The sequence below is a fragment of the Streptomyces sp. B21-083 genome (genome assembly GCF_036898825.1).
Classification (GTDB): domain Bacteria; phylum Actinomycetota; class Actinomycetes; order Streptomycetales; family Streptomycetaceae; genus Streptomyces.
In genome coordinates this window covers 595899-620415 of the sequence record NZ_JARUND010000001.1, presented here as the reverse complement: position 1 = coordinate 620415, position 24517 = coordinate 595899, and the positions used below count along the sequence as shown (strand labels likewise).

At 71.9% G+C, this 24517-nt stretch carries 20 protein-coding genes; 7 read left to right on the top strand and 13 right to left on the bottom strand.

Translation table 11 applies throughout. The features are described 5' to 3' along the window. Positions 1-80 precede the first annotated feature (80 nt). From QA861_RS02820 to QA861_RS02810, 3 genes are all read right to left on the bottom strand, one after another. Positions 81-758, bottom strand: a complete 678-nt coding sequence (locus tag QA861_RS02820; protein ID WP_334586581.1) for an AIM24 family protein — start codon at positions 756-758, stop codon at positions 81-83. Positions 759-823: 65 nt separating this feature from the next. Beyond that, positions 824-2305: a CAP domain-containing protein gene (locus QA861_RS02815; RefSeq protein WP_334590432.1), complete on the bottom strand. Its 1482-nt coding sequence runs from the start codon at positions 2303-2305 to the stop codon at positions 824-826. Between the two features lie 113 nt (positions 2306-2418). Continuing rightward, positions 2419-4548: an alpha-galactosidase gene (locus QA861_RS02810; protein ID WP_334586580.1), complete on the bottom strand. Its 2130-nt coding sequence runs from the start codon at positions 4546-4548 to the stop codon at positions 2419-2421. Between the two features lie 174 nt (positions 4549-4722). Here QA861_RS02810 and QA861_RS02805 point away from each other — a divergent pair, with 174 nt between their 5' ends. Beyond that, positions 4723-5895 carry an ROK family protein gene (locus QA861_RS02805; RefSeq protein ID WP_334586579.1) on the top strand — a complete coding sequence of 391 codons (1173 nt, stop codon included), beginning with the start codon at positions 4723-4725 and terminating at the stop codon, positions 5893-5895. A gap of 24 nt (positions 5896-5919) precedes the next feature. Here QA861_RS02805 and QA861_RS02800 read toward each other — a convergent pair whose 3' ends face one another. The 5 genes from QA861_RS02800 to QA861_RS02780 form a co-directional block, all read right to left on the bottom strand. Next, a complete protein-coding gene (locus QA861_RS02800; protein ID WP_334586578.1) occupies positions 5920-8922 on the bottom strand; it encodes a helix-turn-helix transcriptional regulator in 3003 nt (1000 codons plus the stop codon). A 46-nt stretch (positions 8923-8968) separates the two neighbouring features. Continuing rightward, entirely contained in the window at positions 8969-9319 is a 351-nt protein-coding gene (locus tag QA861_RS02795) for a UBP-type zinc finger domain-containing protein (RefSeq protein WP_334586577.1), read from the bottom strand. Continuing rightward, on the bottom strand, positions 9316-10809 hold the full coding sequence (locus QA861_RS02790) for an ATP-binding protein (protein ID WP_334586576.1): 1494 nt from the start codon (positions 10807-10809) through the stop codon (positions 9316-9318). The genes QA861_RS02795 and QA861_RS02790 overlap by 4 nt, the downstream gene beginning before the upstream one ends. Beyond that, positions 10806-12482, bottom strand: coding sequence for an NAD(P)/FAD-dependent oxidoreductase (locus QA861_RS02785; protein WP_334586575.1), 1677 nt, complete (start codon positions 12480-12482; stop codon positions 10806-10808). The genes QA861_RS02790 and QA861_RS02785 overlap by 4 nt, the downstream gene beginning before the upstream one ends. Positions 12483-12581: 99 nt before the next feature. After that, positions 12582-12935: a VOC family protein gene (locus QA861_RS02780; RefSeq protein ID WP_334586574.1), complete on the bottom strand. Its 354-nt coding sequence runs from the start codon at positions 12933-12935 to the stop codon at positions 12582-12584. 63 nt (positions 12936-12998) lie between these two features. On the opposite strand from QA861_RS02780, the gene QA861_RS02775 reads away from it, so the two are divergent. After that, positions 12999-13871: a universal stress protein gene (locus QA861_RS02775; RefSeq protein WP_334586573.1), complete on the top strand. Its 873-nt coding sequence runs from the start codon at positions 12999-13001 to the stop codon at positions 13869-13871. 1 nt (position 13872) lies between these two features. Here the strand turns inward: QA861_RS02775 and QA861_RS02770 are convergent, their stop codons facing one another. The 3 genes from QA861_RS02770 to QA861_RS02760 form a co-directional block, all read right to left on the bottom strand. Further along, positions 13873-15123, bottom strand: coding sequence for a DUF4032 domain-containing protein (locus QA861_RS02770; protein ID WP_334586572.1), 1251 nt, complete (start codon positions 15121-15123; stop codon positions 13873-13875). A 54-nt stretch (positions 15124-15177) separates the two neighbouring features. After that, positions 15178-15918, bottom strand: coding sequence for an MBL fold metallo-hydrolase (locus tag QA861_RS02765; RefSeq protein WP_334586570.1), 741 nt, complete (start codon positions 15916-15918; stop codon positions 15178-15180). Between the two features lie 91 nt (positions 15919-16009). Continuing rightward, positions 16010-16636, bottom strand: a complete 627-nt coding sequence (locus QA861_RS02760; RefSeq protein ID WP_334586569.1) for an alpha-ketoglutarate-dependent dioxygenase AlkB — start codon at positions 16634-16636, stop codon at positions 16010-16012. A gap of 145 nt (positions 16637-16781) precedes the next feature. On the opposite strand from QA861_RS02760, the gene QA861_RS02755 reads away from it, so the two are divergent. Together QA861_RS02755 and QA861_RS02750 are read left to right on the top strand one after the other, a co-directional pair. Beyond that, positions 16782-17423, top strand: coding sequence for a TetR/AcrR family transcriptional regulator (locus QA861_RS02755; RefSeq protein WP_334586568.1), 642 nt, complete (start codon positions 16782-16784; stop codon positions 17421-17423). A gap of 17 nt (positions 17424-17440) precedes the next feature. Beyond that, positions 17441-19114: an FAD-binding dehydrogenase gene (locus tag QA861_RS02750; protein ID WP_334586567.1), complete on the top strand. Its 1674-nt coding sequence runs from the start codon at positions 17441-17443 to the stop codon at positions 19112-19114. 16 nt (positions 19115-19130) lie between these two features. Here the strand turns inward: QA861_RS02750 and QA861_RS02745 are convergent, their stop codons facing one another. Continuing rightward, complete coding sequence (locus QA861_RS02745; protein WP_334586566.1) at positions 19131-19493, bottom strand: DUF488 domain-containing protein; 363 nt, start codon at positions 19491-19493, stop codon at positions 19131-19133. Positions 19494-19649: 156 nt separating this feature from the next. Here QA861_RS02745 and QA861_RS02740 point away from each other — a divergent pair, with 156 nt between their 5' ends. Then, entirely contained in the window at positions 19650-21074 is a 1425-nt protein-coding gene (locus tag QA861_RS02740) for a M1 family metallopeptidase (RefSeq protein ID WP_334586565.1), read from the top strand. Between the two features lie 52 nt (positions 21075-21126). Here QA861_RS02740 and QA861_RS02735 read toward each other — a convergent pair whose 3' ends face one another. Further along, on the bottom strand, positions 21127-22344 hold the full coding sequence (locus QA861_RS02735; protein WP_334586564.1) for a saccharopine dehydrogenase family protein: 1218 nt from the start codon (positions 22342-22344) through the stop codon (positions 21127-21129). 106 nt (positions 22345-22450) lie between these two features. Between QA861_RS02735 and QA861_RS02730 the strand changes: the two genes are divergently transcribed. Together QA861_RS02730 and QA861_RS02725 are read left to right on the top strand one after the other, a co-directional pair. Next, complete coding sequence (locus QA861_RS02730; RefSeq protein WP_334586563.1) at positions 22451-23182, top strand: TetR/AcrR family transcriptional regulator; 732 nt, start codon at positions 22451-22453, stop codon at positions 23180-23182. Positions 23183-23215: 33 nt separating this feature from the next. Further along, positions 23216-24517, top strand: a complete 1302-nt coding sequence (locus QA861_RS02725) for an MFS transporter (RefSeq protein WP_443041433.1) — start codon at positions 23216-23218, stop codon at positions 24515-24517.

The following is a 24517-nucleotide window of genomic DNA, read 5'->3' as shown; positions in this document are numbered from 1 at the left end:
TCGTCAGTCAAGACGGCGGTGACGGCGCTGAGGTTGCCTGTGCGACACAGATCACGTGCGAGGTGCGAGTCGCGGATGCGTCAGTGCTGCTGGGCCTTCTGCGGAGTCGCCTCGCTCGGCCGGACGACGACGAACCCCTCGCCCTGGAGCATGAGTTGGACAGCCTCGCCGGAACCGCCGCGGATCATCGAGCCGATGGACTGCGAACGGTGCAGCGACGTCTGCAGGCTTGCCGTCCAGCCCACCACCGCGTCCGTGTCGACGTACACCGGATACTGCGGCGACACCGGGATCACCAGCGGATTGCCCTCGCAGACCAGCCCCAACCGCCCCTGCCCGGTGAAGACACTGTTGAACAGGCCCCCGCCGCTGATCCCAGCCCCCTTCACGGTCTTGATCTCGTACGTCAAAGACGCGTCGAAACACAGCACGTTGCGTCCGTTGACCGTGAAGATGTCACCCGGGTCGATCTCGACGATGAAACAGTTCTGCGCCTCGTGCGCGAACCAGGCCTCGCCCTGCCCGCGCACCGTCATCAGAGGCAGCCCCTCGCCCGTGACCGCGCGCTTCAGCATGCCGCCGACGCCCTGGCCCTTGCGCTCGAACTGCAGGTTGCCGCGGTAGGCGATCATCGCGCCCTGGCGGGCCAACATCTCACCGTTGACCGCGTACTTGATCGACTTGGCGTTCTCGGCGGTCATACCGGGCGCTGTGGCCGGCTGCACCATGTACTCACTGGAAAAGAGGTCACCCTTCATGCGGGCATCGTGTCCCGGAGGGTGGCGTTCCGCCAGGAGAACGCGCGGAAAGGGGGGCAGGCGCCTCAGGCGCCGAACAGCTGGGTCCAGTACGTGCCCGCTTTGCCGCCGCCCGCGAAACCGATGCCTATGTGTGTGAACTCCCGTTTGAGGATGTTGGCGCGGTGTCCCGGGCTGTTCATCCAGCCCTCCACGACCTCGGCGGGGGAGCGCTGCCCGCACGCGATGTTCTCGCCGATCGTCCGACGGGTGGACCCCGCCGCGGCGGCCCGGTCCCACGGCTGGCTGCCGTCGGGCCCGGTGTGCGAATAGAACGCGCGGACCACCATGTCCGTACTGTGCGCCTGCGCGGCCCGGGTGAGCAGGGCGTCGGTGGCCAGCGGCGGCAGCCCCGCCCGCGCCCGCTCCCGGTTGGTGAGGTCGGTGACCTCGGCGGCCGTTCGCGCCAGGTCACCGGTCCGGAGAGGCCGGGCCCACACGGCGGTCCAGTACGTGTCACCCGTACGGGACCCGGTGACGTACGCCAGGCCGACCTGGGTGAACGCGGGGTCGTGCAGGGTGCGTCGGGCCTGTTCCGTGCGCAGGCAGTAGTCGACGAACTCCTCGGGCGTACGCGGACCGGAGACCAGGTGCTCGCCGACGGTCAGATACGAGTACCCGGTGTCGGTGACGCGCTGGTGGACGGAGGTGCCGTCCCGGCTCTCGGTGCCGAGGCGGCCGGCCGACGCCATGTCGGCGGCGTGCGCCCGCGCGGCGGCGCCGAGCCGCCCGTCGAGCGAGACGGGCGGAGAACCGGCAGCGGCCCGGGCCGAGTTGACGAGACCGAGGAACCCGTCGGAGGGGGTGAGTGGGCCCGGTGCTCCGGCGGCCGGGGGAGCCGACCCGGCGGCCTCGGCCGACGACGGGCCGCCCGTCGACCGGGACCGGCGGGAAGCCGCCTCCGACAGCCGGGAGGCCGCGCCCGACAGCCGGGAGGCGGCGCCGGACAGCCGGGCCGGTGTACGCAGGCGCGCACCGGCCGTCGAAGGCGGCGCGGCGGACCCCGGCGAGGCCGACACCGAGGAGGCGTCGTCCGCGACGTCCACCCCGAAGTCCCGGGCCAGGCCCGCCAGTCCGTCCGCGTACCCCTGGCCCAGCGCACGCAGCTTCCAGCCCGCGCCTCGCCGGTACAGCTCCGCCAGCAGCAGGACCGTCTCCCGCTGCGGGCGCGGCGGCGTGAACCGGGCCAGCGGGCGGCCTCCGGGGCCGGTGACATGGAGGGTGGGCGCGGGGAGCCCGCCCAGCGCCGTACCCGGATCGGCCGCGCTGACCACCACCGTGACCCGGGTGGCGCCGGGCCGCAGGGCCGCCGGGTCGACGGTGAGGGTGTCGCCGTGGAGCCGGGCTCCCGGTGCGGCCGGCTGGTTGTAGAACACGAAGTCGGCGTCGCCGCCGACCTTGCCGCCGTCGTCCGTCACGAGCGCGCTCACATCGAAGGGGCCCGGCACCCGGAACGTGAGGGTGCCGCCCGGAAGGGGCGTGTTGCCCCCGGGGACCAACTCGCTCATCGCGCCTGCCCTGGGGTCGTCGTTCGCGCCCTCGGGGGCGTTGCCCCTGTAACGCACGGCCGGGCCGCCGCGGTTCCCCGGGCGCCAGGAAAGCCGACCGGGGCACAGGCCGGCTATGCCTCCTCGACCCGCACCAGGTGCACGGCCGTGCTGGACCAGTCGCCGGGCGCGAGGTCGAGCCGCATCCCGTAGTCGCCGAGCACGTTCGCGTGGTGGACGGCGCCCGTGCGCGCGTCCCGGTAGCGGGCGCCGGGGGTGAGGCCCCGCAGCCGCACCGGAATCCGCGGAAGACCGTGCCGGGGGCCGTGGCGGAAGCCCAGCACCAGGGCCTCGGCCGCGTCCTCGCCGACGTACTGCAGAGCCGTCGGCTCCTCCCCGAGCGGCCCCGACAGCCGGTACAGCTCACCGTGCTGCACCAGGTGCCGCACCGTCTTGTACTCGGCGACGAGCGCCGCGCCCTCCGCGAGTTCCTCCTCCGACCAGCGGGTGAGGTCACCGCCGATGCCGAGCAGCCCGCACATCGCCGCATGGAAACGGAACCGCAACGGCACCGAACGCCCCGTGAGCTGATTGGGCACGTCGGTCACCCAGGCGGACATGGCACGCGCCGGATACACCTGCCCGAACCCGTGCTGGATCACCAGCCGGTCCACGGCGTCCGTGTTGTCGGACGTCCACGCCTGGTCCGTACGGGACAGGATGCCGAGGTCGATCCGGCCGCCGCCGCCACTGCAGGTCTCCACGCGCAGTCCGGGATGGTCGGCGCGCAGCCGGTCGATGACGTCGTACAGATTCGCCACGTACCGCGTCCACAGCAGGTCGTCGCCGTCCGGCCTTCCCGACCAGCCCGACTCGCCGAACGCGCGGTTCATGTCCCACTTGAGGAAGTCGACCCCGTGGTCCCCGACCAGCCGCGTCAGCCAGCCGTAGGCCCACTCGGCCACCTCGTCGCGCGCGAAGTTCAGGACGAGCTGGTTGCGCAGCTCGGTGCGGGCCCGGCCGGGAAGGTGCAGCACCCAGTCGGGGTGCTCGCGGTACAGGTCGCTGTCCGGATTGACCATCTCCGGCTCGACCCAGATCCCGAACCGCATGCCCAGCCCGTGCACGGCGTCGGCCAGCGGCTTGAGCCCTTCGGGGAAGCGCTCCGGAGTCGGCGTCCAGTCACCCAGCCCCGCGCGGTCGCTGCGCCGTGCCCCGAACCAGCCGTCGTCGACGACATACAGCTCCACCCCGAGCAGCGCGGCCCGCTCGGCCAGCGCCAGCTGGCTCGCCTCGTCGACGTCGAACCCGGTGGCCTCCCACGAGTTGTAGAGCACGGGCGCCGACTCCCGCGCCCGGGGCAGCACATGGGTCGTCGTGTACGTGTGCCAGGCGCGGCTCGCCGCCCCGAACCCGCCGTCCGTGCACAGCCCGGCGAACACCGGCGTGGTGAACTCCTCGCCCGGCGCGAGCGGAACACTCGTACCCTCATGGCCCACGCCCCCGGTGAACCCGGCCAGCCCGTCGGGGGTGCGCTGCGCGGTGATGCGCCAACTCCCGCTCCAGGCAAGGGCGGCACTCCACACCCGGCCGTGCTCCTCCGTCGCCTCGCCCGCGTCGAGCATGACCCAGGGGTTGGCGTGATGGCTGGTGATGCCGCGTCGGCTGGTCAGTACCGTCTCACCGAACGGCAGTGTGTCGCGCCGCAGTTGGCTCTCGGCCGACCACTGGCCGGTGACATGGCTGAGCCGGTAGCCGCGCAGCGGCGGCAGCGTCCAGGCGGCGGAGTCGGCGCGCAGCAGGTCGACGTGCTCGTCACCGGCGTTGCGCAGCACGGTCCGGCGCTCGATGACGTCCGTGTCGGTGCGCACCGTGTAGTGCAGCGCGACGTCGAGGGGGTACAGACGGTCGCGGAACTCCAGCACCAACTCGCTCACCCCGGCCGCCGGTTCGAGGACACGATGACCGGTCGGCACCCATTCGAAGCCGCGGGAGGAGTCCGCGTACCGCACCTGGAGCGAGGGTGGCCCGTAGCGGGTGCCGCCGTCGACGGGGAGTTCCTCGCCCACCGGGGTCCGGCCCTCGAAGCTGCTCGACGTGTCCCGCGCCGGAGCGACCAGCGCGCCCGCCTCCGCGAGGGTCAGCCGCGGACCCCACGCCAGGTGACACGGCGCGCCGGTCTCGTCGATCCGCAGCGCGTACGACGTGCGCGGTGTGGTCAGCAGCCAGACCCCGGTGTCCGGGGAGTGGGAGATCAGCGGCATGGTGCCTCACGTTCGTGGTACTGGCGTTACTCGGCGAAGCCAAGCGCGACCATGGATCTTGTGTCAATGGGATGCCTGTATCGGCCTTTCGCAAGTCTAGATGCCGTTCCATAGATGGTTCGTCTTCTCAGTGCTTCTTTCATTGACAGGGGAAAATAAGCTAGGTTCCCGGCCATGTCCTCGCCCTTCCGTGCCGAGGCGTTTCCGGCCCGCACGCCGGCCGCCTCGCTGATCTTCACCACGGTCCTGTCCCACGGCCCCCTCACCCGCGCCGACGCGGCCCGGCGCGCGAGGCTGTCCGCCGCCGCCGTCACCAAGGCGGTCCGCCCGCTGATCGAGGCCGGCTATCTGGTCGAGGACGAGGACGTGGAGACCCGTCCCGGACCGGGACGCCCCGCGAACGCCGTACGCGTCGACGGCGGCCGGGCACTGTTCATCGGCATCAAGATCACCGGCGACGAGATCTTCGGCGTGCTCACCGACCTGTGCTGCCGTATCCGGGTCGCCCGGAACATACCGCTGACCGCCCGGACCCCCAAGTCGGTGCTGGCCTCGGTCGCCGAGCTGGTCCGGGAGCTGCTCACCGAGGCGGACGGCTTCGGGGTGCCCGTACTGGGCTGCGGTATCGCCCTCGCCGGAGAGATCGACCGCGCCGAGGGCGCCGTACGCTACTCGCCGTTCCTCCAGTGGCGTGACATGCCGCTCGGAGAACTGGCCGCCATGACCACGGGGCTGCCCGTCACGGTCGACAACGACGTGCGCGCGCTCACCGTCGCCGAGCAGTGGTTCGGCGCCGGGGTGGGGCTGTCCGACTTCGCCGTGGTGACCGTCGGCGCGGGCATCGGCTGCGGGCTCGTGGTCCACGGGCGCGTGGTCGAGGGGACGCACGGCGTGGCCGGTGAGATCGGGCACCTCGTCGTCGATCCGGCGGGCCCGCCCTGTCACTGCGGCAAGAGGGGCTGCCTCCAGGCGTTCGCGGGGGACGCGGAGATCGTCGCCCGGGTCCGGGAGGTCACGGGCTCCGAGGTCGTGGACAGCGCCGAGGCCGTCGCCCTGGCCCACGCGGGCCACCCCGGAGCGCGGGAGGTGTACGCGCGGGCGGGGGAGGCGATCGGCCGGGGCATCGCCACCGTCGCCAATCTGCTCGGCCCCGAGCGCGTGATCATCTCCGGTGAGGGACTGGCCGCGTACGACCTGTTCGCCGACCAGATCCGCGACGCGTTCACCGCCACCGCCTTCGGCTCCGCCGCCCGCTGCGAGCTGCTGATCCGGCCGCTGCCCTTCGAGGAGTGGGCCCGAGGGGCGGCGGCGACGGCGATCCGGTCCTTCGTCAGGGCGGAACAGTAGAAGCGGGGCGGTCAGGGCTTCGCGTCAGCGCGGATCCGGCGCCGGCTCCGCCGTCGCCGCCGTCGAGGCCGGTGGGATCAGCCCCTGCCGGTAGGCGACCGCCACCGCCTCCCCGCGGCTCGCGGCGCCCAGCTTGGCCAGGATGTTGGACACGTGGACGCTCGCCGTCTTGCCGCTGATGAACAGTTCCTCGCCGATCTGACGGTTGCTGCGGCCGAGGGCGAGCAACCGAAGGACGTCCTGTTCACGGGCGGTGAGCGGGGTCGGAGCCGAGGCGCCGCCGGTGTCCCCGGCGGGGGAGGGGTCCATGAGCCGGCCTCGGCGGATCAGGGCGTCCACGTCCCGGAGCAGGGGTGCGGCGCCCAGGCGCAACGCCGTCCCCCGTGCCGCGCGAGCCTGCGTGGCGGCCTCCTCACGGCGGCCGTCCGCCAGCAGGGCCTCGGCGAACCGCCTTCTGCAGCGCGCCTGTTCGTAGACATCGCCGAAGCCGAACGCCGTGACCGCCCGCTCCCACGCCTCGGCTTCCGGGCCGGCCGTCGCCCGGGCCCACTCCGCCTCGGCACGGGCCAGCCAGGCGTGTCCCTCCGGGCCCTGCGGGGATCCGTCACGGCCGATCGCGCCCCGGGACCGGGCCAGCTCCAACAGTTCGGCCGCCGTGTCCGTCCAGCGCGCGATCCCCGCCTCGTCGCCGGTCCGGCGGAGCTGGACGGCCGTGTCGGCGACGGCGGCCAGTGCGAGGGCGACGAGCCGGACCGCGACCTCCGGACGCGCCCCGGCGTCGTCGGTGAGCGCCTTCACCGTACTGTGCACGCGCTCCACGGCCCCCTCGGGGTCACCCGCCAGAGCGGCGGCGTCCGTGAGCACCACGCTCGCGACCAGCGTGGCCATCCAGTCGAACGGGCCGTCGAGGAGAGCCCGGGCGCGGTCCACGGCGCCCAGGTCACCGCGTGCCAGTGCCACGTACAGCGAAGGCCCGGTCACGTAACCGGCGGTCGCGGGCAGCACCTCGGTGTCGGCCGCCGCCGCGCGGGCGCACTCGTCCCATCGGCCCAGGGTGTACAGCACCAGGGCGTGCAGATAGCGCATCTCCAGGGGGTACGGCGAGGACAGGAGGCCGACGCGGCGGGCGCGGTCCAGGCCCTCCGAGAGCCACGGCAGACATTCCTCCAGCAGACCGGACTCGAAGGAGCCGATCGCCAGATTGAACAGCGCGCGCATCTCCACCGGTGTGCAGCCTGCCCGCCGGGCCAGTTCCCGGGCTTCCCGGAGCTGCTCGCGGGCCCCGGGCGTGCGCCGGCCGCCCGCTTCGAGACCGGCCACGGAGATCATGAGGTCGGCCTGCGCGTCGAGGGCCTGCAGTTCCTCGGCGACGGAGAGGGCCTGCCGGGCCACCCGCAGCGCAGTCTCGTTGTCACCCATCTGCCGTGCCGCCATGACATGCGTGGCCGCCGCCCACACCCATGTCCGCGACGGAGGCTCGGCCGGGATCAGGGCGAGTGCCTCACTGCTGTACGCGAACGCCGCCGCCAGGTGGTCGATGCTCATGAGGTTGTCGGCGAGGGTGTAGCGGACGCGGGCCGCGAGTTCGGCGGCCGTGTCCTGGCCGACCCCGGCGAGAGCGGCCCGGGTGAGTGACACCGCGCGGTGCGAGTCCCCGGCGTGCGCCGCCGCGGCCGACGCCCGCAGCATCAGCGTCACCGTGTCCAGACCCTCGCCCGTGGGGCGAGCGTCCGCCTCCACCGCCGGCCACATGTCGAGGGCGGCCTCCAGCTGCCGCAGCTCCTCCGCGGGCGCGCCGACACGATGGGCGTGATCGGCTGCCTCCAGGGACGCTGTCAGCGCCTCGGCGAGGTCGTGGCTCTCCCGGTAGTGGTGGGCCCGCTCCGCCGCGCTCTCGGCCGGGCGGCCCCGCCCGGCCAGCAGCCGCGCGAACGCCCCGTGCAGTCGCGACCGCTCCCCCGGAAGCAGATCGGCGTACACGGCCTCACGGGCGAGCGCGTGCCGGAAGGAGTACGTGTCGCCCTCACCAGGGACCAGCAACTGGCGCCCGACCGCCTCGCGCAGCGCCGACTCCAGCTCGTCCTCGGGCAGCCGGACGGCGTCGCTCAGCAACTCGTGCTCGACGCGCCGCCCCGCGACGGCCGCCGTACGCAGCACCTGCTGGGCCGTGTCGCTCAGTTGCTCGAAGCGGATGAGGAGAACGTCGGCGAGCCCGCTGGGTACGCCCCCGGACTCCGCGTCGGTGGCCGCGAGCAGTTCCTCCGCGTAGAACGCGTTGCCCTCGGCCCGCTCGACGATCCGGCGGACGGTCATGTCGGGCAGCGGCCCCTCGCCCAGGGCACGCACCAGCCGGGCCACCTCGGCGTCGGCCATCGGCCGCAGCTCCAGCCGCTCCACGGCGGGCAGCCGCACCAGCTCCGCCAGCAGGGGGCGCAGCGGATGGCGGCGATGGAGGTCGTCCGCGCGGTACGACGCGAACACCGCGAGCCGGTGGCCGGGCGCGCCGCCCGCGGGACCCTGGAGCACACCCCGGCTGAGCAAAAACCGCAGCAGATCCCGGGACGACTGGTCGGCCCAGTGCAGGTCCTCCAGGACGAGCAGCAGCGGAGCGACCTCGGTGACGGCGGCCAGCAGCCCGGCCATCCCCTCGAACAGCCGCAGCCGCCCGCCGGCGTCCCGCACCCCGTCGTCCGCCCCGCCGCCGAGCAACCGCCCGACCACGGGATGTGCGGCGAGCGCCTCCGCGAACCGCTCGTCGGCGGCCAGCACGCCCAGGATCTCGGTGAACGGCAGATAGGGGAGCCCGACGTCACCGAGATCGACGCAGTGCCCCGTGAGCACGGTCATTCCCCGGTCCGAGGCCCGCCCGGCGGCCTCCGCCAGCACCCGCGTCTTGCCCACCCCTGCGTCCCCGGCGATGAGCACGGCACGGGCCTCACGGACACGGGCACGGTCCAGCACACCGTCGAGACGGCTCAGCTCGTCGTCCCGGCCGATGAGTGGAGTGTCGTACAGGTTCTGCGGCACAGACCAATCCTGACACGCACCACTGACAGCCCTGGCCGGTCAGGCCTCAGCGCAGCGTCTCCGCCCAGTTCGCCGGCACGCGTCCAGCCGGTCCCGGTGTGGGCTGGTCGGCGGGGTGGCTCGCCGGGGGCGCCAGGGCCGGACCGGACTCGTAGAGCTCGGACGTCTCGAAGTTCCAGAACCAGGCCTCGCCGGGCTCGTAACTGCGGATCACCGGATGGCCGGTGTCCCGGAAGTGGCCGGTGGCGTGCTTGGAGGGCGAATCGTCGCAGCAGCCGATGTGGCCGCACTGGGCGCAGCGCCGCAGATGGAACCACCAGCCGCCGACGGCGTCGCACTCGACGCATCCCGCCCCGCTGGGCGGGACGCTGGGGTCGATTCCGGTGTCCTTCGTCATGAGGGCTCCTGGGCCGGGGCGGAGCCCACGGCCGGGTCGGGGTCGGTGTCGGTCTCGGAGTCCACGGCGGTGAGGGGGAGCAGGACCTGGAAGCGGGTGTCGCCGGGTACGGACTCGACTTTCAGGTCGCCGTGGTGTTTGTTGACGACGATGCGCCAGGAGATGTCGAGGCCCAGCCCCGTCCCCTCGCCCACCGGCTTGGTGGTGAAGAACGGGTCGAAGATCCGGCCGCGGATCTCCGCCGGGACTCCCGGTCCCGTGTCGCGGAACTCCACCAGCAGCCGGTCGTGCACCAGCGCCGTCCGTACGGTCAGCGTCCCTTCCCCGCCCGCGCTGTCGATCGCGGAGACCGCGTTGTCGATCAGGTTGGTCCACACCTGGTTCAGTTCGGCGGGGTAGGCCGGAATCCTCGGCAGCGAACGGTCGTACTCCTTCACGACCTTGACGCGCGTACCCATCTTCCCCGACAGCATCAGCAGGGTGCTGTCGAGGAGTTCGTGCACATCGGCGACCTGGTAGGGGGCGCGGTCCAGCTGCGAGTACTGCTTGGCGGCGTCGACGAGGTGCGAGATGCGCGTGGTGGAGTCCTCGATCTCGGACATCAACAGTTCGGTCTCGACTGTGTAGTTGAGCCACCCGATGGCGGCCTGGAGGATCTCCTCGTCGACGGCCGCCGCGACCTGCTCCAGCCAGCCGACGTCCAGGCCCCCCTGCACGAAGGTCGGCGCGATCTGCCAGCCGCCCTGGATGCCGTGGTCGTCGAGCCAGTCGGCGACCTCGTCCTCCCGGTCGGACGCTTCGAGCGGGCTCAGCGCCTGCGCCTTGGCGACCCGCTCCGCCGTCCGCTCCTGGATCTCGACCAGGGACTTCAGGGCATCGCGGTGGTAGGGACCCGAGGCGATGATCCCGAGCTTCTGCCGCATGTGCGCCACCCGGTCGCGCAACGACGACGTGGCCCGTACGGCGGCGGCGGCCGGGTTGTTGAGCTCATGGGTCAGCCCGGCGGACAACGAGCCCAGCGCGAGCAGCCGCTCCCGCTGCCCGATCGCCCGCTGGGTGGTCTGCGAACCGAAGAACAGTCCCTCCAGGAGGTGGACCGCCATCGGGAACCACTCCTGCATGATGGCCGCGAAGCCGCTGCTGGACAGCACGAAGAACCGCGTCGGTTCGGTGACCCGCATCGAGTTCTTGTACCGCTGCGGCTCCCCGTCCTCCAGGTACGCCTGCATCGCGCCCGCGTACACGCCCGACTGGGACGTGCGGCTCACCTCGACGTCGTCGACGCCGACCCGCCGCGACAGGACGACCGTGCCCTCGATCATCACGTAGAAGCAGGTGGCCGGGTCGCCCTCGGTGTACACCGGCCCGGCGTCGAACAGTTCCACCCGTCCCTCGCTGCACAGCCTGCCGAGCTGTTCCGGGGCGAGCTTCTCGAAGAGGAACAGCGAGCGGATCTCCCCCGGGCTGCACGGCATCAGCCGGCCGCTCACGACTGCTCCAGATACCGGTGTACGAGCATCACGGCCATGGCTCCCTCTCCGACGGCGGACGCGACCCGCTTGGCCGACTCCGCGCGAGCGTCCCCGGCGACGAACACGCCGGGGATGTTGGTCTCCAGGTGGTACGGCGGCCGGTCCAGCTCCCAGTCCGCCGGTGGCCGTCCGTCGGCGGTCAGATCGGGCCCGGCGAGGATGAACCCGCGCTCGTCCCGCAGCACCGTACCGTCCAGCCAGTCGGTCAGCGGGGCCGCGCCGATGAACACGAACAGCCACTGCGCGTCGACCAGTTCGGTCTCCCCGCTCACCGTGTCGCGCAACGTCAGCTGCTCCAGGTGGTCGCCGCCGTGCGCGGCCTCGACGACCGTGCGGGCCCGCACCGAGATGTTCGGCGACTCGGCGATCTGCTGGATCAGGTAGTGCGACATGGAGGCGGTGAGGTCCGCTCCGCGCACCAGCAGCGTGACCGACTTGGCGCCCCTGGACAGGTACATCGCCGCCTGCCCGGCCGAGTTGGCGCCGCCGACGATATAGATGTCGTGGCCCTGGCAGGCGGCGGCCTCGGTCAGCGCCGACCCGTAGAACACCCCGCGACCCGACAGATCGGTGGCGCCCGGCGCCTCCAACTGCCGGTACGACACACCGGTCGCCAGGATCACGCTGTGCGCGGCGACCGCCGACCCGTCCGCGAACCGCACGAGCCGCGCCGCGCCGCTCACCTCCAGGCCGGTCACCTCACGCGCGGAGAGGATCTCGGCGCCGAACTTGGTGGCCTGGCGCCGCGCCCGGTCGGTGAGCTGGCCGCCGGACACCCCGTCCGGGAAGCCGAGATAGTTCTCGATCCGCGAGCTCTGACCGGCCTGCCCGCCGGTGGCCGACCGCTCCACCAGCACCGTCCGCAGCCCCTCCGAGGCCCCGTACACGGCAGCGCCCAGCCCGGCCGGTCCGCCGCCGATGACGACGAGGTCGTAGAAGTCGGCCGTGGGCGTCGTCGCCAGCCCCACCCGGGCGGCCAGCTCCGGCACCTCCGGCTCGACGAGTGCCGATCCGTCCGCCGTGATGACGACCGGCAGCCGCTGCCCGTCCTGGCCGCAAGCCGCGAGCAGCCGCTGCCCCTCGGGCTCCTCGGTGGAGTACCAGCGGTACGGCACCTGGTTTCGGGCCAAAAACTCCCGTACGTCCGACGAGCGGGCCGACCACCGGTGACCGACCACCTTGGTGCTCGGCACCGGCCGGAAGTCGCTGCACCGCCAGGCCGCCAGGAGATCGTCGAGCACCGGGTAGAGCTTCTCCTCCGGCGGATCCCAGGGCTTGAGGAGGTAGTGGTCGAGGTCGACGACGTTGATCGCGTCGATCGCCGCGCTCGTGTCCGCGTACGCGGTGAGCAGTACCCGGCGCGCGCCCGGATAGACGTCCAGGGCCTGTTCGAGGAACTCGATGCCGTTCATCTGGGGCATGCGGTAGTCGGCCAGGATGACCGCCACCAGATCACCGCGCAGCTTCAGCTCGCGCAGCGCGTCCAGCGCGGACTCGCCGGACTCCGCGCGCACGATCCGGTACGACTCGCCGTACCGCCGCCGCAGGTCACGGGCGACGGCCCGGGAGACCCCGGGGTCGTCGTCCACGGTCATGATGACGGTCCGCGTCGTGTCCGCGGCCTGTGCCATACGTCTCCCACCCCGAGCGGTTCGAGTCACCGGGCGGCGCCAGCCGGGTGCCGAGCCGCTCCGGCCCATCGTATGTTCGATCGCCGCGCTTCGCTCCGGTCAGCTCTTCCGTGCGCTGAGCACGCAGAACTCGTTGCCCTCCGGGTCCAGGAGCGTGGTCCAGGGCTGCTCTCCCTGGCCGATGTCCGCGTGGCGTGCTCCGAGGGCCAGCAGACGGTCGACCTCGGCCTGCTGGTCGTCGGGCCGGAAGTCGAGGTGCAGCCGGTTCTTGACGGACTTCGTCTCCGGGACCCGTACGAACAGCAGGCCGGGCAGCTGGTCGGGCGTCGGCCGGATCTCGTACTCCTCGGGGGAGTCGTCGACGACCGACCAGCCGAGCGCCTCGGCCCACCAGCGTCCCAGTGCGGCCGGGTCCGCCGCGTCCACGATCACTTGTTCCCATTCCAAGGTCATGAGTGCAGCGTAGTGAAGACTGGGTCCGGTACGCACCCATGATCACGACCCGGAGGGAACCGTATGACGCGCCCGATCACGGCAGGGGTGGACGGAACGCCCGAGAGTCACGCCGCGCTCGCCTGGGCGGCCAGGGAAGCCGTCCGCCGGGACCTCGCGTTGCGGGTCGTGCACGCCTGGGAGCCGGTGCCGGACCAGGCGTTCGGGGCCGGGACCCGGGAGACCCACGACCAGTGGGTGCGGGAGGGCGTGGACGAGGCCGTCCGGAGCGTCACCGAACGCCATCCGGGGCTGGACATGACCGTCGACGTGGTCGAGGGCGGCGCTGCGCACTCGCTCGCCGAGGCCGCGGCGCAGGCCGAGATGCTGGTGCTCGGCTCCCGCGGCCACGGGGCCGTCGTCGGGTTCCTGATCGGCTCGGTCGGCCAGCACGTGATCGCCGAGTCCGAGCGGCCCGTCGTCCTCGTCCGCGCCGAGGACCGCCCCTCCGACGAGGCAGCCGGGCGTGAGGTCGTCGTCGGGCAGCACGGCGACCCGGAGGAGAACACGCCGGCCCTGCGGTTCGCGTTCGAGGCGGCGGCGGCCCGTGGCGCGGCCGTCCGTGCCGTCCGCGCGTGGAGCCTGCCGCCGGTGTTCGCGTACAGCCCCGGCTCGATGAAGCTCCTCGACGAGGCCGGGGGGCTGGAACCGTACGAGAGGAACGCGCTCGCCGCCGCGCTGGAGCCGTGGCGCGAACGCTTCCCCGAGGTGCCGGTCACCCAGCAGGTGGAGATGGGCAGCGCGGGGGAGGTGCTGCTCTCGGTGGCCTCGCGCGCGCAGCTCCTGGTCGTCGGGCGGCGCGCCCACCGCTCGGCTGTGGGCGCGCGGATCGGCTCGGTCGCCCACGGCGTACTGCACCACGCGCACTGCCCGGTCGCAGTGGTCCCGCACGACTGACTCAGACGGGCGGCGCCGCCTCGTCCGTGGGCAGGGGCAGTGCCTGGCGGGCCTTGGGCAGGATGTTGACGATGTAGTCCTTGACCGCCGTGTCCAGACCGATGTCGTGCTGCGCCCGCTCGGAGAGGAACCAGCGGTGCTCCAGCAACTGGTGGTAGATCTCGGCGGGGTCCACGTTCCCCCGCAGCTCGCGCGGCACCTCCCGGACGGTCGGCCGGAACACCTCACGCACCCACCGGTGCGCGAGCACCTCCGGGCTGGCACCCAGGGGGTCGCCCGGTTCGTAGTCGTCCTGGGTGGCCATCCAGGACTCCAGGTCGCTCAGGAGCCGCCGCGCCTGGTTCTCCTCGGTGTCGAGCCCGGTCAGCCGCAGCAGCTGCCGCTGGTGGTGACCGGCGTCGACGACCTTCGGCACGAAGGTCACGGTGTCGCCGTTCGAGGAGTGCTCGATCTGCATCTCGGCCACGTCGAAACCGAGCTCGTTGAGACGCCGGATCCGGCGCTCGATGTAGTGGTACTTGCCCGCCGGGTAGACGGAGGTACGGGTCAGTTCCTGCCACAGCCGCTGGTAGCGGGCGCAGATCTCCATGCCGAACTCGATCGGGTCCACGGAGGGGTGCAGCGCCCCGGAGGCCTCCAGGTCCAGCAGCTCACCGCTGATGTTCACCCGGGCGAGGTCGAGGTCGTACTCGCGCTGTCCGTCGCTGAGCTGCGGGTGCAGATCGCCGGTCTCGGCGTCGACCAGATAGGCGGCGTAGGCGCCCGCGTCGCGCCGGAAGAGGGTGTTGGACAGGGAGCAGTCGCCCCAGGCGAACCCGGCGAGGTGGAGCCGGACCAGCAGGACGGCCAGCGCGTCCATCAGACGGTGCATGGTGGCCGGGCGCATCGTCGTCTCGAACATCGAGCGGTACGGCATCGACCCGCCGAGGTGCCGGGTGATGAGCACCGGCTCCAGGACGCCGCCCTCGTCGGTGACCCGCCCGGTGACCACGGCGAGGGGGTCGACGGCCGGGATGCCGAGCCGGTCCAGGTCCCGCAGCAGTTCGTACTCGCGCAGGGCGGGACGTTCCGCCAGCTCCTTGACGGCGATCACCTCGTCGCCGGCGCGTGCGTAGCGCACGACGTGCCGGGAGATACCGCGCGGCAGCGGGACGAGGTAGCGGTCGGGCCACTCCTCCAGGGGGAGGTCCCACGGCAGTTCGAGCAGGAGTGCGGGATGCTCGGGGTTGGTGGCGCTGATCTGCAATGCCATGGCTCGACCGTTCTCGTTTTGCTGGTGATCGTCACCTCACTGTAGAGCGCCGCCTCACATCGCCCGCTCCCGCGCCTGCCCGGCCGCCTCCAGCACGCTGCCGTGATGCACGGGCCCGTGCCCGGGCAGTACGACATCGCCCGGGAGCTTCGCCAGCAGGTCCAGCGAGGCCAGCGCACGCGCTCGCTCGCGGTGGAACATGTCCGGCAGCAACTGCGGGCCCTTGAGCCGCGAGGTCGGATGCCCGCTGACCAGGGCGTCGCCGGAGACCACGACCCCGGCGTCCGGGAGGTGGAAGGCACAGTGCCCGTCGGTGTGCCCGGGGGTGTGGACGGGGACGGGCCCGCCCGGCAGGTCGAGCGCCTCCGGGAACGGCAGCGGCTCGGCGACCGGCACCTGCGCGGTGCCGCCGGAGCGGATCGCGTGCACGGCCCAGGGGAGCACACCCGGCCGCCACCCGTTCCTCAGCACCTCCCCGACGGTCACCTGGTGCAGGAAGTCCCGGCGCGCGTGCGGTACTTCGGCCTCGTGCGTCAGCACCGGCGTGCCGTACGTGGAGCGCAGGTACTCGGCCGAGCCGATGTGGTCGTTGTGGGCGTGCGTGACGAGTATCGCCGCCACCGCCTCCGGTGAACTGCCCACCTGCGCCAGCGAGTCGAGGACCAGCTGCCGGTCGCCGGGGTATCCGGTGTCGATCAGGGTGGCGGCGTCCCCCTCGGTGAGGATCACCCAGTTGGTGTTGCTCCCGTGTACGAGGTAAATGCCATCGGCGACTTGCTGGACGTCTGCCCGCATGATCTTCCCGTTCTGCAGTTCGCTGCCGGATGACGCACAGCAAAGCAGACGGCGCCGGAGTGGATCACGACGGGGCACACCCCTCGGTGTCTCACCGCACTCCGCGCGGCCGGAACTGGACGCTGATGCGCGGACCCGTGACCCGTGTGCTCTTGGGAACGGCGTGCTCCCAGGTCCGCTGACAGGAGCCGCCCATCACGATCAGGTCCCCGTGCCCCAGCGCGCGCCGCACCGTCTCGCCGCCGCGTACCGGCCGCAGCAGCAGGTCGCGCGGCGTGCCGACGGAGAGGATCGCGACCATGGTGTCCTCGCGCGCACCGCGCCCGATCCGGTCCCCGTGCCAGGCGACGCTGTCCCGCCCGTCCCGGTAGTAGCACAGCCCGGCCGTGGCGAACGGCTCACCGAGCTCGGCGGCGTAGTGCGCGCAGAGTGCGTCCCGCGCGCGGGACAGCACCGGGTGCGGCAGCGCGTCCGCCTCGCCGTAGAAGGCCAGCAGCCTCGGTACGTCCACGACGTGGTCGTACATCTTCCGGCGCTCGGCCCGCCAGGGGACCTCGGCCGCCAGCTGTTCGAACAGGGAGTCCGCTCCGTGCAGCCAGCCGGACAGTTCGTCGATCCAGGCGCCGTGACCCAGTGGCGTACGGCGCATTCCGGCCAGGGTGCCGAGCCGGACCTCGTCGGTCTGGTCGAAGAGTGAACCCTGGAGATGCGCGGTCATGGCATCAGCGTACTCCCATATTCGAATGCGCGTTCCTATTTAGGGATGGCAAGGCTGGGTGGGGGTGGCGAGATTTCGTCTGTCCCGAACCCTTTGGATACATCGATGTATCGGATACATTCGCGTATCGAACGGAGGGTCGGACATGGCGGTCGAGGGAACGACGGGGCGGGTGACCAAGCGCCGGGTGCGGACGCGGGCCAACCTGCTGGAGGCCGCCTTCGCGGTGTTCGCCGCGAAGGGGTTCGGGCGCGTCTCGATCGAGGAGGTCTGCGAGGCCGCCGGCTACAGCAGAGGCGCCTTCTACTCGAACTTCGACAGCCTCGACGAACTGTTCTTCGCCCTCTACACGGACCGCGCCGGTCTGATCGCCGACCAGGTCGCGGGCGTCCTCGCCCTGGACGGCCCGGATCTCGACGTCCCCGCGGCCGTCGACCGGGTCACCGAGGTCCTGCTGCTCGACCTGGACTGGCTGCTGGTCAAGACCGACTTCCTGGTTCACGCGGCCCGGATCCCGGCCGTCGCCCAGACGCTCCTGGAACACCGGGAGCGGCTGCGGCGGGCCGTCGCGGACCGGCTCGCCCGGGCCACCGGACACACCGAACTGCCCGTCGTACTCGGCGACACCGAGGGCGCCGCCCACGCGGTGATCGCCGCGTACGACGGGGTCACGACCCAACTGCTGCTGGACAAGGACGTCGAGCACGCGCGCGCGTGGCTCAAGCAGCTGCTCACCGCACTGCTCACCGACGGCCGTGACAACCCGACCGCGCGCAGCGGCGGATGAGAGAGGGAACAATCGCCATGGACGCGGACGTCATCGTCGTCGGAGCCGGCCTCGCCGGACTGGTCGCGGCTCACGAGCTGACCAGCAAGGGCCGACGGGTCGCACTGGTCGATCAGGAGAACGCCGCCAACCTCGGCGGGCAGGCCTTCTGGTCCTTCGGCGGGCTCTTCCTCGTCGACTCCCCGGAACAGCGGCGCCTCGGCATCAAGGACTCCTTCGACCTCGCCTGGAGCGACTGGCAGGGCAGCGCCGGGTTCGACCGGGTCGACGACGAGGACTCCTGGGCGGTCAAATGGGCCCGCGCCTACGTCGAGTTCGCGGCCGGGGAGAAGCGGTCCTGGCTCGCCGGTCACGGCATCTCGTTCCTGCCGACGGTCGGCTGGGCGGAGCGCGGTGACCTGCGAGCCCACGGGCACGGCAACTCCGTACCCCGCTTCCATGTGTCGTGGGGCACGGGCACCGGGGTCGTCGAACCGTTCGTCCTCAGTGCCAAGCAGGCGTCCCGCGCCGGACTGCTGACCTTCTACCACCGCCACCAGGTCGACGAACTCGTCGTCACGGAGGGCGCCGTGCGCGGTGTACGCGGCACGGTCCTCGCCGAGGACGACTCCGCGCGCGGAGTCGCCTCCAACCGGGAGCGGATCGGCGACTTCGAACTCACCGCCCAGGCCGTGGTCGTCACCACCGGCGGCATCGGCGCCAACCACGACATCGTGCGCCGCTACTGGCCCGAGCGGCTCGGCACAGCGCCGGCCAACATGGTCACCGGGGTGCCCGCCTACGTCGACGGGCGGATGCTCGACATCAGCGCCGAGGCCGGAGTCCGCCTCGTCAACCGCGACCGCATGTGGCACTACACCGAGGGCATCCAGAACTGGAACCCGATCTGGCCCGGCCACGGCATCCGCATCCTGCCCGGCCCGTCCTCCATGTGGTTCGACGCGCTCGGCCGCCGCCTCCCCGACCCCTGCCTGCCCGGGTACGACACCCTCGGCACCCTCAAGTACCTGCGCACCACCGAGGACATCGCCGAGCACGACCACTCCTGGTTCATCCTCACCCAGCGGATCATCGAGAAGGAGTTCGCGCTCTCGGGCTCCGAGCAGAACCCCGACATCACGGCCAAGAACCGCAAGGCCTTCCTCAAGGAACGCATCCTCGGCAAGGGCGCCCCCGGCCCGGTGGCCGACTTCGTGAAACACGGCGCGGACTTCGTGGTCGCGGGCTCCCTCGACCAACTCGTCGTGAAGATGAACGGGCTGACCGACAAGCCGCTCCTCGACGTGGACCGGGTGCGCCGCCAGATCGAGGCCCGCGACCTCCAGATCGCCAACCCGTACAGCAAGGACGCGCAGGTCCAGGGCATCCGCAACTCCCGCCGCTACATCGGCGACCGGCTCGGCCGCACCGCCTCCCCGCACCGCATCCTCGACCCCGAGGCCGGCCCGCTCATCGGCGTCAAACTCCACACCCTCACCCGCAAGACCCTCGGCGGCATCCAGACGGACCTCGACTCACGCGCGCTGGGCACGACGGGCGAGCCCGTCGAGGGGCTGTACGCGGCCGGTGAGGTGGCCGGCTTCGGCGGCGGCGGTGTGCACGGCTACAACGCCCTGGAGGGTACGTTCCTCGGCGGCTGCCTGTTCTCGGGCCGCGCGGCGGGACGGGCGGCGGCCCGGGCGACGGCCTGAGGTTCCTTCCGTGCCTTCAATCGGACGTCAGCAGTTCGACCAGTACTGAGGTTTGGCTCCGCGCGGGGGACCTGGTGGCGGTCAGGAGTGTCACCGGTCCCTCGCCGGCCAGCGCGCGCAGCGCGTCCAGGGCTTCCGCCGCCTCGGGCGCGGCCAGCTCCGCCTCGTACCGGCGCCGGAACTCCTCGTACCCGTCGGAGGTGTCCTCCTGGGCGTGGTGCCAGCGGCGCAGCTCGGTCGACGGGGTGAGTGCCTTCGGCCATTCGTCGATCCGCGCCGCGTCCTTGGACAGGCCTCGCGGCCACAGCCGGTCGACGAGGACGCGGACGCCGTCGTCCGGCTCGGGCGGTTCGTAGACACGACGGACGCGGACGGTCACGGTGCACCTCCGGCGGGGCGGGGAGAGAGGGCCGAAAGAATGATGTGGCCGGTCCCGACGACTCGCAACTTGACCAGAAGGGGGAGGAATCCGTGCGGTGGCGCCTCTAGGGTGAAAGACCTGATGATGATCAGACCTATCACCGTAGGAGCTCGCGTGAGACCCCCCAGGAAGTACGCAGGCAGCCGCACCGCAGTCCTCCGCCGTGACGCCGTCGTCGCGACAGTGCCCGTCGCTCTCGCGGCCCTGCTGGCCGCCGCCGCACCTGCCGGAGCGGCGACGACGGGCACCTCCGGCGTCGGTGACCCGTACTTCCCGCTGTCCGGAAACGGTGGCTACCACGTCGCCCATTACGACCTGAACCTCCGCTACGACCCCGTGAGCCGCCACCTCGACGGCAAGGCCGTACTCACCGTCCGCGCGACCCAGAAGCTGACCCGCTTCAACCTCGACCTCAGCGGCCTGAAGGTCACCGCCCTCACCGTCGACCGCGTGAAGGCCGGTTTCCGGCGCTCCGGGCAGGAGCTGATCGTCAGCCCGCGCCGCGCCCTGAACAAGAACCAGACGTTCCAGGTCGCCGTCACCTACACCGGTGTCCCCAAGGCCGTCATCGACCCGGACGGCTCGAAGGACGGCTGGATCGCCACCGACGACGGCGTGTTCGTCGCCGGCGAACCGCAGGGCTCCATGAGCTGGTTCCCCGGCAACAACCACCCCAAGGACAAGGCCTCCTACGACTTCACGATCACCGTCCCCCAGGGCCGCACCGCGGTCGCCAACGGTGTCCTCCTGAGCCAGAAGACAGCCGGCGGCAAGTCCACCTTCCGCTGGCGCCAGACCGAGCCGATGGCCGCGTACCTGGCCACGGCCACGGTCGGGAAGTTCAAGGTCGAGCAGTACACCACGCGCGGCGGCATCAAGGTCTACAACGCCGTCGACCCGCGCGAGGCCTCCGCGGCCGCGCCCGTGCTGAAGAAACTGCCGTCCGTCCTGGACTGGGAGGCCAAGCTCTTCGGCCCGTACCCGTACAAGGCCGCCGGATCCATCGTCGACCGCGCCCCGCAGGTCGGCTTCGCGCTGGAGACACAGACCCGTCCCGTCTACGACCGGGCACCCGGCCTGAGCACCCTCGTCCACGAGAACGCCCACCAGTGGTTCGGCGACTCCGTCGCCCTCACCACCTGGAAGGACATCTGGCTCAACGAGAGCTTCGCGACGTACACGGAGTGGCTGTACGCGGAACAGCACGGCGGCCCGAGCGCCCAGAAGACCTTCGACGGCCTGTACGCCACGGCCAAGGACGACGACCTGTGGTCGTTCCCGCCGGCCGACCCGGGCAGCGGCGCCAACATCTTCGGCCGGCCCGTCTACGACCGCGGTGCGATGGCCCTGCACAAGCTCCGCAAGGCGGTCGGTGACCCGGCCTTCTTCAAGATCCTGCGCACCTGGGCCACCGAGCACCGGGGCGGGCACGGTACGACCGCCCAGTTCACCGCCCTCGCCGAGCATGTCTCCGGCAAGGACCTCGACCAGCTGTTCCGGACCTGGATCGGCACCAAGGGCAAGCCCTCCGCGCCGTAGCACCGCGCCGTAGGACGCCCGGCTCCCCGGGTTTCGGCCCGGGGAGAGCACCTCACTGCTCGCGCATTCCCCACGGCGAGCCGTACACCGTCAGCAGATCCAGGAAGGGGCGCGCCGGGAAAGCCTCCGGGCCGAGGACACCCGCGCCGGACCAGGCCCCGGTGGCGACGAGTTCCAGGGCGACGACCGGATTGACAGCCGTCTGCCACACCACCGCCTGGGAGCCGTACTCCGCCACGGACCACTGGTTGTCGACCACGTGGTACAGGTACACCTCACGGGGCGCCCCGTCCTTCGTGCCCTTGACCCAGGTCCCCGCGCACGTCTTGCCGTGCATGCGCTCGCCCAGTGTCGCCGGGTCGGGCAGACAGGCGGCGACGACGTCCCGGGGCGACACCGGGACGGGTCCGGCGGCGCTCGGGACGGTCACGGGGTCGGTGCGGTCAAGGCCGAGCAGATGGAGCGTCCTGAGGGTCTGGACGAACTCCTCGCCCAGGCCGTACTTGAAGGTGACGCGGCGCGCGTCGATCCAGCGCGGCACGAGCAGCACCTCCTCGTGCTCGACGTTCACGCACTCCACCGGGCCGATGCCCTCGGGGAAGTCGAACACCTCCGGTTCGCTGAAGGGCGGTGTGGTGAACCAGCCCCGGCCGGACTCGTAGACGACCGGCGGGTTGAGGCACTCCTCGATCGTCGTCCAGATGCTGAAGGACGGCGCGAAGTCGTAGCCGTCGACGGTGAGGTTCGCTCCGTCGCGGATGCCGATCTCCTCGATCTCGTCGAAGAGTTCGTCGGCCGCGTACCGGGCGAACACATCGGACATGCCTGGCTCCACACCCATGCCGACCAGGGCCAGCGCGCCCGCCTTCGCCCACTCGTCCGCCGCCGCGAACTGTTCGTCGCCGAGCTTGACCCCGCACACCTCGTGCGGCCGCTCGGCGTGCGGGCGCGACAGGGACATCGCCATGTCGAGATAGGTGACCCCGGCGGCGCGGGCCGCGCGGAACAGCGGCATCACGAAGCGCGGATCGGTCGCGTTGAGCAGGACATCGCACCCGTGCCGGGCCAGCAGCTCCGCCACCGCACTCTCGTCGGCCGCGTCGACCCGCTCCGCCACGAACCGCTCCCCGGCGTCGAGCGCCGCGACCGCGGCCTCGGCCCGCGCCGGGTCGTAGTCGGCCACGACCATCCGGTCGAAGAAGGAGCGCCGGGCGGCGATCCGGGTGATCGCGGTCCCCACACCGCCGGCTCCCACGAGCAGTACCCGCATGGCAAATCTCCCTGTTCGCGAAGGTTGGGAAGCTGTTGTCCGCCCGATCCAACGCCTTGCCGTCGTCTAAGGTCAATGGCGTTGGCATAAGAGTGGAGGGGTGGCCGTGGCCAAGCAGGTCGTGCCGGAGGAGAAGCGGCGGCGCCGCCGTCCCACCAGGGGCGGCACCGTGCTGTCCGAAGCGCTGATCGTCGACACCGCCCTGCGCATGCTCCGCGAACACGGCAGCGCCGGTCTCACCGCCCGCCGCCTGGGCCTCGCCCTGGACGCCGACCCGAGCACCCTCTACCGCTACTTCCGGGGCATGGACGATCTGACCCTCGCCATCGGCGACGCCCTCATCGGCCAGGCGCTGCACGGCTGGCGGCCCACGGGTGAGTGGTCGGCGGACCTGCGCGCCATCGGGCTGCGCGTCCACGCGGTGTACGTCGCCCATCCGCAGGCCGCCGCCCTGACCGCCGGCCGTGTCACGGGCCGCGCCAACGAGCTGGCCGCCGACGAGGCCATCCTGGACGTCCTGCGCACGGCCGGTTTCCCGCTGCCGGAGACGGTACGGATCTACCACGCCTTCATCGACCAGACGCTGGCCTTCGCCGCCCTCGACGCCGCCTCCCTGGCCCTGCCGCGCGCCAGCCTCACCGCCGACGAGGACATGTGGCGCTCGACCTACGCCCGGCTGCCCCGCACCACCCACCCCCGCATCGCCGAAGCGGCCCCCCTGCTCGCCGCCCGCATGGTCGCCAGCGCCTATCCGACGGCCCTCGACATGCTGCTGGACAGCGCCGCACGGACGCTCGCCGGAGAAGGCCCCCGCAGTACTTGTGATATTGAAAGCTGAGCCGATTGGATGTAACGAGCAACCAGGACACCTGTGGACCCCAGCGACAGCAGCACCGGCAACGACTCGGACTCTCAGCCGACCGTGCCCCCGAACGACCCTCGCCCGGCCAGGCGCCGCCTGGCCATGGACACCCGGCCCCTGCGCCGCCCCGCCTACCGCCGCCTGTGGTCCTCGACCGCCGTCACCGCCGTCGGCAGCCAGCTCACCGCCGTCGCCGTGCCCAAGCAGATCTACGACATCACCGGCTCCTCCGCGTGGGTCGGCTACGCGAGCCTGGCAGGGCTCCTGCCCCTGGTCGTGTTCGCCCTGTGGGGCGGCGCGATCGCCGACAGCATGGACCGCCGCAAGCTGCTGCTGATCACCAACACCGGCATCGCCGTCACCTCGCTGCTGTTCTGGATCCAGGCCCTCGTCGGCCTCGACTCGGTGGCGACCCTGATGCTCCTGCTCGCCCTCCAGCAGGCGTTCTTCGGCCTGAACTCACCGGCCCGCAGTGCCGTCGTCGCCCAGCTGGTCCCCGAGGAGGAGTTCGCCGCGGCCAACGCCCTCGGTACGACCGTCATGCAGACCGGCCTGGTCGCGGGACCGCTGCTCGCCGGCGCCCTGATACCCGTCATCGGTCTCGCCGAGCTGTATCTGCTCGACGCGCTCGCCCTGTGCGTCACCCTGTGGTCCGTCTTCCGGCTGCCCGCGCTGCCGCCGGGCCCGGCGGCCTCCCGGAAGGCGGGCGCCCAGGAGATCGTGGCCGGCTTCCGCTACATCGCCCTGCACAAGGTGCTCCTGCTCTCCTTCCTCGCGGACATCGTCGCCATGGTCTTCGGCATGCCCCGCGCCCTGTTCCCGCAGCTGGCCGCCCAGACGTACGCCCCCTACGGGGAGGGACTCGCCCTCGGCCTGCTGTTCGCGGCGATCCCCGTGGGCGCGGTGCTCGGCGGACTGTTCTCCGGCACGTTCTCGCGGGCGCGCCGGCACGGCTGGATGGTGATCGGCGCGGTCGTCGCCTGGGGGCTGGCGATCACCGGGTTCGGGCTGAGCGGCAGCCTGTGGGTGGCGGTGACGTTCCTGGTCGTCGCCGGAGTCGCCGACCTGGTCTCCAGCGTCTTCCGGGTGGCGATCCTGCTGTCGGCGGCGACCGACGAGATGCGCGGCCGGATGCAGGGCGTCTTCACGGTGGTCGTCGTGGGCGGTCCCCGACTGGCCGACCTGCTGCACGGCACCACGGCATCCGCCCTGGGCCCCCGCACGGCCGTCGCCGGCGGCGGACTCCTGGTCGTCGCCGTCACCCTGGCCCTGACGGCCGCGATGCCGGCGCTGCGCCGCTACCGCGTCTGA

Excerpts from the sequence above, each read along its gene's own strand:
- QA861_RS02820 (WP_334586581.1), bottom strand. The coding sequence starts at position 758 with ATGAAGGGTGACCTCTTTTCCAGTGAGTACATGGTGCAGCCGGCCACA.
- QA861_RS02815 (WP_334590432.1), bottom strand. The coding sequence starts at position 2,305 with ATGAGCGAGTTGGTCCCCGGGGGCAACACGCCCCTTCCGGGCGGCACC.
- QA861_RS02810 (WP_334586580.1), bottom strand. The coding sequence starts at position 4,548 with ATGCCGCTGATCTCCCACTCCCCGGACACCGGGGTCTGGCTGCTGACC.
- QA861_RS02805 (WP_334586579.1), top strand. The coding sequence starts at position 4,723 with ATGTCCTCGCCCTTCCGTGCCGAGGCGTTTCCGGCCCGCACGCCGGCC.
- QA861_RS02795 (WP_334586577.1), bottom strand. The coding sequence starts at position 9,319 with ATGACGAAGGACACCGGAATCGACCCCAGCGTCCCGCCCAGCGGGGCG.
- QA861_RS02785 (WP_334586575.1), bottom strand. The coding sequence starts at position 12,482 with ATGGCACAGGCCGCGGACACGACGCGGACCGTCATCATGACCGTGGAC.
- QA861_RS02780 (WP_334586574.1), bottom strand. The coding sequence starts at position 12,935 with ATGACCTTGGAATGGGAACAAGTGATCGTGGACGCGGCGGACCCGGCC.
- QA861_RS02775 (WP_334586573.1), top strand. The coding sequence starts at position 12,999 with ATGACGCGCCCGATCACGGCAGGGGTGGACGGAACGCCCGAGAGTCAC.
- QA861_RS02770 (WP_334586572.1), bottom strand. The coding sequence starts at position 15,123 with ATGGCATTGCAGATCAGCGCCACCAACCCCGAGCATCCCGCACTCCTG.
- QA861_RS02765 (WP_334586570.1), bottom strand. The coding sequence starts at position 15,918 with ATGCGGGCAGACGTCCAGCAAGTCGCCGATGGCATTTACCTCGTACAC.
- QA861_RS02760 (WP_334586569.1), bottom strand. The coding sequence starts at position 16,636 with ATGACCGCGCATCTCCAGGGTTCACTCTTCGACCAGACCGACGAGGTC.
- QA861_RS02755 (WP_334586568.1), top strand. The coding sequence starts at position 16,782 with ATGGCGGTCGAGGGAACGACGGGGCGGGTGACCAAGCGCCGGGTGCGG.
- QA861_RS02750 (WP_334586567.1), top strand. The coding sequence starts at position 17,441 with ATGGACGCGGACGTCATCGTCGTCGGAGCCGGCCTCGCCGGACTGGTC.
- QA861_RS02735 (WP_334586564.1), bottom strand. The coding sequence starts at position 22,344 with ATGCGGGTACTGCTCGTGGGAGCCGGCGGTGTGGGGACCGCGATCACC.